We start from the raw sequence: 10,200 nt of genomic DNA on the forward strand, positions 1-10,200 counted from the left end.
TGATGTGCTGACGTCAGCTACCGAGTACGGAACGGAACCCCGGAAGGTTCACGCCGGTGGGGGTGACATGGCGGTGCACCGCGCCGTACGGCGGACCCCGCCGCGAGAGGACATGGGCGAGAAGGAGCCGCCGCTCCCGTCCCGGCTCCTCCGGGCAGGGTGCCGGACGGGCCGGGCGCGGCAGGGTCGGCCGCAGGACGGCGGCGAGGAGCAGCCGCAGCGGGCTGAAGGCGAGCGCGCTCAGGGCGCCCAACAGCCGGAAGAAGGCCGCCTCTCCGCGCCAGAGCCACAGGGCACAGCAGAGCGCGGCCGCCAGGTGTGCGATGAGCATGACACCGGAATCGCCGGCGTCGACGGTGTGCGCCGTGCCGGGTGTCCCGGCCGCGTGCCGCATGCCGTCGGCGGCCGATGTGGCGGCCATGTCGGCCATCTCGCGGGCCGCGTCGGGCCGCAGGCCCCGGTGCCCGCCCGAGAAGAGGAGGTGGAGGGCCGCCTGGGTGGTCAGCAGGCCGGTTCCGATGGCGAGGATGCCCCGTCGGCGGCGGGCGGCGAGCCAGGCGGCGGCCGTCGTCACCGCGAACGCGGCCAGCAGTGCGTGCGCGGGGAGTTGGCGGCCCGATGCCGTGACGTGTCCGGCCGCGGCGAGCAGCACACATACGGCCGCGAACACCGCGGCCCGTAGGTGGCGTGAGAGCGACCGGGCATCTGTCATGGTGCGCACATGCTGCCATCCCGTGGCGGCGGGCAGCGCGCCAGTACGAAATGTCCGCCCCGCCCCGTCCCGGCCTGTCGGACGCGACGCCATATCCGGACATCACCGCACACAGGCCCATTCGACGGCTGTACCCGCCCTGCCCGGAATTGCTCGGCTCTGCCCACTGCCCCGGAAGCAGATTCCGAAGAATCTGATGCCCGTGTGAACACGGCGACGACCCCCGCCGTATGAAACGGAGCTTCTCCGACCGGGAGTCCCCCCATCTCCCGGAAAGACGCAAGAGGGGTTCCATGAAACAGAATTCGCACAAACGCTCCCCGCTCGTGGGCAGGGCGATCGCCGCGGCGGCCGCCCTCCTGCTGGGAGGCGGAGGCCTCGTCGCCGTCAATGTCACCGCCAACGCCGGACAGAGCGATGACGGTGGCTCGACGGAGCAGATCTCCGCACAGAACGCTTCGACGATCGCCTGCCCGGAGGTGGTCGACCAGATTCCCGAAGTGCCGAGCAAGGCACGGGCGGAGGTCGACCGGAACCTCGCACAGCTGGACAGCCAGATCGGCGACGCATACCAGAAGATGGTGAGCGCGCGGGCGAAGGGGTCCATGGACGCCGACGCCATGCAGAGCTCCATCCTTGATCCACTGGAGGCCAAGCGCAAAGCGTCGATCAATGAGATCAACTCCTCCCTCGACCGCTGGGGACAGAGCCCCGCGGGCCTGACGGATCTGGCCGATTGTCAGCTCAAGGGCAATGACGCAGCAGGAGGGGACGGCCAGACCCTCGACGGCCAGCAGCAGGACGGCCAGCAGGCCGGTCAGGACCAGCAGCAGGGCGGCCAGGAGCAAGACGGCCAGGACCAGGGCCAGGGCGGCCAGCAGGGCGGCGGTCCCTCGCCCGACGACTTCCAGGACATCACCCAGGTCCAGCCGAACGCCCAGGACCCGAACCAGGGCAACGGCACCGGCAAGTTCACCTCCGACTGCGGGGTCAACGAGAACGCACTCCGCAACTCGGACAACGTGATCGCCGCCCCCGGTGTGAGCAACGGCGCGCACCACATGCACGACTACATCGGCAACCAGGCCAACGACGCCTTCGCCAGCGACGACGACCTGGCGGCCGGTCAGACCACGTGCAAGAACCAGGAGGACCAGTCCACCTACTACTGGCCGGTCATCCGACTGCAGAACGGCCAGAACGAGCAGGACGCCAACGCCGCGGGCGGTGGCCAGGACGGCAACATCGGCCAGATCCAGACGCCGGTGGAGGTGACGAACGAGTTCGTGGGCAACCCGAGCAGCGATGTCGTCGCGATGCCGAAGTTCCTGCGCATCATCACCGGTGACGCCAAGGCGTTCACCAACGGCGACGCCAACGCGAACGCGTCGTGGAGCTGCACCGGGTTCGAGGACCGTCAGCTGAAGGACAAGTACCCGATCTGCCCCGAGGGCAGCAAGGTCGTCCGTTCCTTCGCCTTCCAGAGCTGCTGGGACGGTCAGAACATCGACAGCGCCAACCACCGTACGCATGTGGCGTTCGCCAAGGAGGACGGCTCCTGCGACAACGGCTTCAAGGCCATTCCGCAGCTGAAGCAGCGCATCGTCTACGACGTGCCGCCCGGCCCCGGCTTCGCGGTCGACTCCTTCCCGGAGCAGTTGCACAAGCCGATCACCGACCACGGCGACTTCATCAATGTCTTCTCGGACAACCTGATGAACAAGATGGTCACCTGCATCAACAACGGCGAGGAGTGCCAGTAGCCGAGCAGCCCGCGGGCAACGCGGCCGGCATCCGTGCCGGCCGCGTGCTCACCGGTCACCGCCGCGGCCGGTGACACCGGATGTCCTTCCGGTGTCACCGGCCGCGGTTCTGTGTGACGGGACGCGAGGACGGGAGCGTCCGGGCGAAGCCGAGCCGGTGAGCCGGCCAGGGGCGAACGGGTTACGAGCCCATGTCCATGTGGTGCGACGACGCCTGGTGGCCGCTGTGCTCCGAGGCCTTGTGGGAGTCGTGCGAGCCGCCCTCCCCGGAACCATGGTGCGAACCGCCCTCGTGGGAATCGCCCTCATGGGAGCCTCCCCCGTGCGAACCTCCGTGCGAAGGCGCCGTCTCCACCTCGCCGCCGAGCTTGCCGCGCAGCTTGCCGAGGGTCTTCGGCTCGCCCACGGCCACCCACTTCGGGCCCACGAGATAGGACCCGCCGTAGTTCTGTGCCTCACCCAGCCAGTCCATCTGGCCCTTGTTCGTGGCGAACGTGGTGAGGACATAACGCGCCTTCTTCGACTTGCACAGCCCCTGCCGCAGCTCCTTGGCGTCGATCTGCATGTCGGGCTTGCAGGTGACCTTCTTCGCGAGCTGCTCCACGGTTCCGGTCGCCGTCTTCGGCGTCTTCTCCTTCTGTTCCCCGCTGCCGCACCCGGCGGTGAGCAGCAGCGCTCCGGTCACCACGGCGGACGCGAGAACCGCGCCCGACCGGCCCCTGCCTCGAACACGCATGGATGCCCTCCTCTGAGTAGACGCACGTCGGCACTACCGCATACGGGAACGATCGGTGATCGTCTCAATCGCGCGTCCCATTGCTCGTCCATATTCCGGTCATTAACGTGCACCCCACTCATACCTGTCGCAGCACCACCCGCCTCGTGGGGAGCGCACGTGACTGACCTGAACAGCCGAAACGTGGCCAGACGGACGCTGCTGGGGACCGCCGGAGCCCTCGGGGCCACGGCGCTCGGCAGCGGAACGCCCGCGATCGCCGCGGGGCCCGGAGCCGCCGGGACCGCGGCACGAACCGGGGCCGCAGCCACCGGGGAAAAGGTTTCCGCAGACCTCGTCGCACCCGCCCGCGCGGCGCTGCGGCGGCTGCTGCCCGACCATGCCGAGCAGTTCCGGCTGACGGCCCTCACCGGCGGCCCGGAACGCTTCCGGGTCACCGGCTCCACCGGCCGGATCGAGGTGTCGGGCACCGGCCCGGCGGTCCTGCTGACCGGCGTCCACTGGTACCTCAAGTACGTCTGCGGGGCGCACATCTCCTGGGCCGGCAGCCGGACCGGGCTGCCGCGCCGGCTGCCCGCGCCGGGCCGCGCGCTGGAGCGGTCGGCGACCGTGGCGCACCGCTTCGCGCTCAACGACACCCACGACGGCTACACCGGGCCGTACGCGGACTGGGCGCGCTGGGAGCGGCTGATCGACGTCATGGCGCTGCACGGCCTCAACGAGGTCCTGGTGACCCCTGGTCAGGAGGCCGTCTACCACCGGCTGCTCCAGGACTTCGGCTACTCGGACACGGAGGCCCGCGCCTGGCTGCCCGCCCCGTCCCACCAGCCGTGGTGGCTGCTGCAGAACATGAGCGGCTACGGCGGGCCGGTCAGTACGGAGCTGCTGGCGCGCCGCGCCGACCTGGGCCGCAGGATCTGCGAGCGGCTGCGCGAGCTGGGCATGGCGCCGGTGCTCCCCGGCTACTTCGGGACCGTCCCGGACGGCTTCGAGCAGCGCAATCCGGGGGCCCGTACCGTGCCGCAGGGCGTCTGGGCGGGGCTGAAGCGCCCGGACTGGCTGGACCCGCGGACGGCCGCGTTCCGTGATGTGGCGGCCTCCTTCTACCGGCACCAGCGGGAGCTGTTCGGGCCCGCCGCCCACTTCAAGATGGACCTGCTGCACGAGGGCGGCAGCGCCGGGGACGTGCCCGTGCCCGACGCGGCGCGGGCCGTGGAGAAGGCCCTGCAGACCGCCCGGCCGGGAGCCACCTGGGTGATTCTGGGCTGGCAGGACAACCCGCGCCGGGATCTGCTGGACGCCCTGGACAAGGACCGGATGCTCGTCGTCGACGGCCTCTCCGACCTGGAGACCGTGACCGACCGGGAGAAGGACTGGGGCGGCACGCCGTACGCGTTCGGCACCATCCCCAACTTCGGGGGCCGCACCACGATCGGCGCCAAGACCCATATGTGGACGGAGCGCTTCACCGTGTGGCGCGACAAGCCGGGCAGCAAGCTGGTCGGCACGGCGTACATGCCGGAGGCGGTGGAGCGCGACCCGGCGGCGCTGGAACTCTTCAGCGAGCTGGCGTGGCGCCGCGAGGCGGTGGACCGGACCGCGTGGTTCGAGGCGTACGCGGATCTGCGGTACGGCGGGCGGGACCGGCAGGCGCGGGCGGCGTTCGCGGCGCTGCGCGACACCGCGTACGAGATCAGCAGCCGGGACGGCCGCCCGCACGACAGCATCTTCGCCGCCCGGCCCAGCCTCACCGCCCGGTCCGGCACGAACTACGCCACCCACACCCCGGCGTTCGACGCCGCCGGTTTCGACACCGCGTTCGCCGCGCTGCTGGGCGTGCGGGAAGGGCTGCGCGGGTCCGACGCCTACCGCTACGACCTGACGGACGCCGCCCGGCAGGCGCTGGCGAACCGTTCCTGGCATCTGCTGCCCCAGCTGCGCACCGCCTTCGAGCGCAAGGACCGGGACACCGTCCGGGCGCTGGCCCGGCTCTGGCTGAAACTGATGCGGCTGAGCGAGGACATCACCGGCGCCCACCGCCTCTTCCTCCTCGGCCCCTGGCTGGACGACGCCCGCCGGATGGCGTCCGGCACGGACGAGGCGGCGCGGCTGGAGCGGTCGGCCCGGGTGCTGGTCACCACCTGGGCGGACCGGGTGACGGCCGACGGCGGGAAGCTCGCCAACTACGCCAACCGGGACTGGCACGGCCTCATCGGGGACTTCCATCTGCCGCAGTGGCAGGCGTTCCTCGACGAGCTGGAGGACGCGCTGGCCGACGGGCGGGAGCCCAAGGCGTTCGACTGGTACGCGATCGAGGAGCCCTGGACCCGGGAGCGCCGCTCCTACCCGCTGCGGCCGGTGAACGACGCGTACCGGACCGCCCGGCGGGTGCACGCTGCCCTGGCCACCGCCCCGTACCAGGGCGGTGTGACGGTGACCGCCGAGCCGCCGACGCTGCCGCCGGGCGGGAGCGCGCTGGTCACGGCGACATTCCGGAACGTCAGCGGTCTGGCACCGACCGGCCGGGTCGACTTCGCCCTGACCGGCGTGGACGCCCAGGCGCAGGGTCCGGTCTCGCTGCCGCGGGTGGCGCCGGGCGGCAGCGGCACGGTCCGCTGGCGGGTGACGGCCCCCGCCGGGCCGCTCGAACACCCGCTGAAGCCGCTCCCCTACGACCTGAGCACGGACTACGGGCCGCAGGGCGAGGACCGGGTGCGCACCCGGCATCCCGGCACGCTCTTCGTGGGGAACCCGCTCGACGGGCCGTGGCGGACGGTGAGCACCAACGGCGCCGTCTTCGGGCAGCTGGCGGACCGGATCGGCGTCAACGGGGCGGGCGCGGACCTGTGGAAGGCCACGTCCGAGTTCGGCGCCGCCTACCGCGAGGGCGTGCTGACGGCGGGGCGGTCGGTCACGGTGCGGGTGGACAGCCAGACGGTGACGGGCCCCTGGGCGCGGGCCGGGATCATCGTCCGCAACAAGCTGGCGACGGCCGGGTCCCCCGGCTTCCTCAACCTGTCGGTCACCCCGGGCAACGGCGTGGTCCTGAGCCACGACACCAACGGCGACGGCACCATCGACGCGTACCAGCGCCTCACCGGAGTGCGCACCCCGGTGCTGCTGCGGCTGACGCGGGCGGCCTCGGGGGCGTACACCGGGGCGTGTTCGACGGACGACGGCGCGACGTGGCGCACGGTCGCGACGGTCACTGTGCCGGGCGCCTCCGCCACCCAGGACGCGGGGCTGTTCATGACGGCCTCGAACGGTGGGGGCGACGCCCGGGGCACGGCGGAGTTCAGCGGCTGGCAGGTGCGCTGACCGGCTGCGGCGCCCGCTGATCCGCTTCGACGGCCCGGCAGGGGGTGCTGCCGGGCCGTCGGTTCGGGGGACGCGGCGGCGGCCCGGTGTGGTGGGGGTGCGGCGGTGGGGGTGCGGCGGTGCGGGCGATGCGGTGCGGGTGATGCGGTGCGGGTGATGCGGTGCGGGTGATGCGGTGCGGGTGATGCGGTGCGGCGCAGGGCGGTGTGAGTGCGGGTTTGTGGTGCCCGTGGTGCGGTGCGGCGCCGTGTGGGGCCGTGCTGTGTGGGGCGGCTTCCGCGCAGGGCGGTGGCGGGGCGCAGGTGGTACGGGTGGCGGTGCGGTGGCGGGTCGGCCGAAGGGTGCGGTCCGGGTCAGGTGACCATCCCACCATTCGCTCGTTCTGTTGAACGTGACTTCCCGGGATGCGACCACCGCTCACCGTCCCCCGCCCGCGCCGATCGAGCCCGTCGGCACCGAACTGGCCGAGGCGGCGCTCGTCGAGCACTATCCGCGGCTGGTGCGGATGGCCTATCTCGTGCTGTCGCCCGCGCTCGGCCGCAGCCGCCGGGTCCTCACCGCGCACGCCGTCGTCCAGCGGGCACTCCCCCGGCGCCGCACCGCCGGCACCCCGTACGACCTCCCGGCCCAGCGCGCGGACGAGGCCGCGGAGTCCGAGGACGCCGCCGAGGCGCGGGCCGCCGGTTATGCCTACGTGCGGCTGCGGGTGTTGCGGGCCGCGCTCGCCGCCGGGCGCCCCCGCCGCTCCTGGCAGCGGCCGCTGCGCTCCCCGCTCCCTCCCCTCTTTCCGCAGGTGTGGGGGCTGCGGCTGTTCCCGCGTCCGGGCGGGGCCGATGAACTCGCGCTGGACCAGGCCCTGTCACGGGTGCCCGCGCCCGCCCGTGCCGGGTATGTGCTGCGCGGGCTGGAGCGGCTGCCCGACCGGGAGGTGCGCCGGCTGCTGACGGCGGCCGGGGTCCGCGACCCGCATGCCGCGCTGCTCGCGGCGGACGGGGTCACCCCGCCCAGCGGCAGCCGGGACGAGCTGCTCCTGGAGTCCCCGGAGTTCGACGCCTGCTCGCTCCACGCCCGCCCCACCGACCTGGTGCGCCGCCGCCAGCACCTGCGGGCCGCCGCGGCGGCGGCAGCGGCGGCCGTGGTCTGCGGCACCCTCCTCGGGCTGCCCGGCGAGGGATGGGGACCGGACGGGGCCGCCGCACCGCCGTACGCCCGGAACGCCTCCTCCGAACGCGCCCTGGAGCCGGCCGCGCTGACCCGGGCCGCCCCCGGGGACTGGCGCACCTCGGACCGTGCCGGCTTCGCCGCCTGGCCCGCCCGGGGCGACCGCGCCGACGACCGGGAGCTGCTGCGGCGCGCCCTCGCCGTCTGGGCGCGGCCGGGACGCGCGGTGCAGGTGTCGGCCACACCCGGCACCGCGTCCGGGCCGCCGTCGGGGCCGGCGCAGTTGCTGTACGCGGGCGATGTGGACCGGGCGACGGTGGTGCTGCTGTACGACGGACTCCGGGTGGTGCGGTACGCGGAGGGCAAGGGTGCGGACCGCGGCGGGGCGGCGCTGGACTTCGCCCGGACGGACGGGGCGGACACCGCCACCGCCTCGGCGCTCGTGGTGAACCGCACCGACGGCAATGTGCGCTATCTGACCGCCCCCTGGGTGTCCGGCGCGCGGCTGCTGGACCTGCTGCGGCCGGGAGCGGAGGGACGTCCGCTGCACCGCGCCGCGGACGGGGTGACCGAGCCGATGCCGAGCCCGGTCCCCTCGGCGACCTGCCGGAGCTGGCCGGCCCTGGAGTTCCGCGACGCGGTCGCGGCGGGTGCCGGACGGGGCCCGCACCTGGTGACGGACCTCGGCGAGCTGGCCCCGGCCCGGCTGACGTACGGCGGCCCCGCCGGGCGGCCCGGGGAGGCGGCGGGCGACCGGGCACGGGTGAGCTGGGCCCGTACGGCCTGCCACCTTCCGGCGATGCGTTCGCTGGGGGTGCGCACGGTCAACTCCTGGCGGTTCGCCACGCAGACCCTGCCGGCCGGCGGCGGCAGCGCCGCCTGGGTGTGCACCCGGGCGGAGACCTGGCGGGGTGCGGGCAGCAGGGTGCTCGCCCAGTTCCAGCCGCCGGTCGCGCGGGTGGGCACGCCGGGGGCGGTGACCGCCCGCGCGGCCGACTCCCGGGCCTGTGGTCCGCGGGCGCCGCGGGTGCTGGCGGGTGTGGTGTGGAAGTCGGGCACGGGCCGGTGGTACGTGCTGGCCGCGGGCAGCGGCGATGTCGCGTCCATCACGGCGTCCGGGGGCGTGCGCGGCAGCGCGGAAGGGCGTGTACTGGCCCTGCCCGCCGGCCCGGGAGCCCGTGCCGATCTCGACGCGCGGCTGGCGGACGGCGGTCGGCTGGCGGCGTTGCGCTGAGGGCTGGGGACGGTGGTCGGCTGGCGGCGTTCCGCTGAGGGCTGGGGAGGGCGGTCGGCTGGCGGCGTTCCGCTGAGGGCTGGGGACGGCCGTCCGCTGACGGCGTTGCGCTGGGGCCGGCGGACGGCGGGTGCGATGGTGCGTGCGCGCCGCGGGCCCTGGTGACGGGTGCGCCGCGGGCCTCGGTGACGGGTGTGCCGGGGCCCTGGTGACGGGTGTGCCGGGGGCGCATGCGGTCGGGGCCGCGCGGGGCGCGGCAGCGGATTTCGGGTGCTGGGCGCCCGGTTCGGGCGGTGCGGCAAAGGGTCGGCTCGTCCCGGAACGCGCCCTCTGCCTGCGCCAATGCCCTGAACGGCAACTTCCGCTCCCCCGTTATGGTGTTCATATGACGACTGGGGTGCGCCGCAGGATGGGCGTAGAGGAGCGGCGGGAGCAGCTGATCGCCGTGGCACAGGAACTGTTCAGCCAACGCCCTCCGGGGGAGGTGTCCATCGACCAGATCGCGTCGGCCGCGGGCATATCCCGCCCCCTCGTCTACCACTACTTCCCGGGCAAGAACAGCCTGTACGACGAGGTGGTCCGGCGGGCCGCCGGTGAACTGACCCGGCGCTTCGCCGAGCCGCAGGAAGGCCCGCTCGGGGCGCGGCTGCTGCGGGTGATGTCCCGCTTCTTCGACTTCGTCGACGACCACGCGCCGGGGTTCGAGGCGCTGCTGCGCGGCGGTACGTCGGTCGGCTCGGAGCGGGCGAACGCACTGATCGACAAGGTGCGGCAGGCGGCGTACGACCACATGCTGTTCCACCTGGGGATCACCGACCCGGGCCCGCGGATCGCCCTCGCCGTCCGGTCCTGGATCGGGATGTCCGAGACCACGGCGCTCACGTGGCTGGACGGGCGGCACATTCCCCGCACCGAACTGGAGTTGCAGCTGGTGCACAGCTTCATGGCGCTGCTCGCGGTGAGCGCGGCGTACGACGAGGAGGCCGCGGCGCTGGTGCGGCGGATCGTCGACCAGGAGCCGGTGGACGGGACGTTCGGGGATCTGGCGGCGCGGTTGAGCGCGTTCGGGTCGGGGGGCTCGGGGGCCGGCCTGTAGCGGGTGCGGGGGCCGGGTGCGGGGTGCCGTGTCCGGGTGCCGGGTTCCGTTCGGGGTGCGGGGGCCGGGCCCCGGTGCGGGTTCGGAGCGCGGGGTGCGGGGGCCGTCCCGGGTGCGGCTCTGTGCGCGGGGTGCGGACGTGGTGCCGGGGGCCGGGACCTGCGGGGTGGGGGGTTCCGG

The 10,200-nt window shown here is 73.6% G+C and carries 6 protein-coding genes; 4 read left to right on the forward strand and 2 right to left on the reverse strand.

Annotated features, from left to right (window positions below; translation table 11 throughout):
* Positions 1 to 13: 13 nt before the first annotated feature.
* Positions 14 to 712, reverse strand: coding sequence for a hypothetical protein (locus AC3EQ1_RS27005; protein ID WP_432096939.1), 699 nt, complete (start codon positions 710 to 712; stop codon positions 14 to 16).
* A 293-nt stretch (positions 713 to 1,005) separates the two neighbouring features.
* Here AC3EQ1_RS27005 and AC3EQ1_RS27010 point away from each other — a divergent pair, with 293 nt between their 5' ends.
* Positions 1,006 to 2,475, forward strand: coding sequence for a DUF1996 domain-containing protein (locus tag AC3EQ1_RS27010; RefSeq protein ID WP_432096940.1), 1,470 nt, complete (start codon positions 1,006 to 1,008; stop codon positions 2,473 to 2,475).
* Positions 2,476 to 2,656: 181 nt separating this feature from the next.
* Here the strand turns inward: AC3EQ1_RS27010 and AC3EQ1_RS27015 are convergent, their stop codons facing one another.
* Complete coding sequence (locus tag AC3EQ1_RS27015; RefSeq protein WP_432096941.1) at positions 2,657 to 3,211, reverse strand: hypothetical protein; 555 nt, start codon at positions 3,209 to 3,211, stop codon at positions 2,657 to 2,659.
* 159 nt (positions 3,212 to 3,370) lie between these two features.
* Between AC3EQ1_RS27015 and AC3EQ1_RS27020 the strand changes: the two genes are divergently transcribed.
* The 3 genes from AC3EQ1_RS27020 (at position 3,371) to AC3EQ1_RS27030 (ending at position 10,020) form a co-directional block, all read left to right on the forward strand.
* Positions 3,371 to 6,529 carry an alpha-N-acetylglucosaminidase gene (locus AC3EQ1_RS27020; protein ID WP_432096942.1) on the forward strand — a complete coding sequence of 1,053 codons (3,159 nt, stop codon included), beginning with the start codon at positions 3,371 to 3,373 and terminating at the stop codon, positions 6,527 to 6,529.
* A 382-nt stretch (positions 6,530 to 6,911) separates the two neighbouring features.
* Positions 6,912 to 8,924 carry a hypothetical protein gene (locus tag AC3EQ1_RS27025; protein WP_432096945.1) on the forward strand — a complete coding sequence of 671 codons (2,013 nt, stop codon included), beginning with the start codon at positions 6,912 to 6,914 and terminating at the stop codon, positions 8,922 to 8,924.
* Between the two features lie 385 nt (positions 8,925 to 9,309).
* Positions 9,310 to 10,020: a TetR/AcrR family transcriptional regulator gene (locus tag AC3EQ1_RS27030; RefSeq protein ID WP_432096943.1), complete on the forward strand. Its 711-nt coding sequence runs from the start codon at positions 9,310 to 9,312 to the stop codon at positions 10,018 to 10,020.
* The last annotated feature ends 180 nt before the right edge of the window (positions 10,021 to 10,200 follow it).

Source organism: Streptomyces sp. bgisy100, from assembly GCF_057709105.1.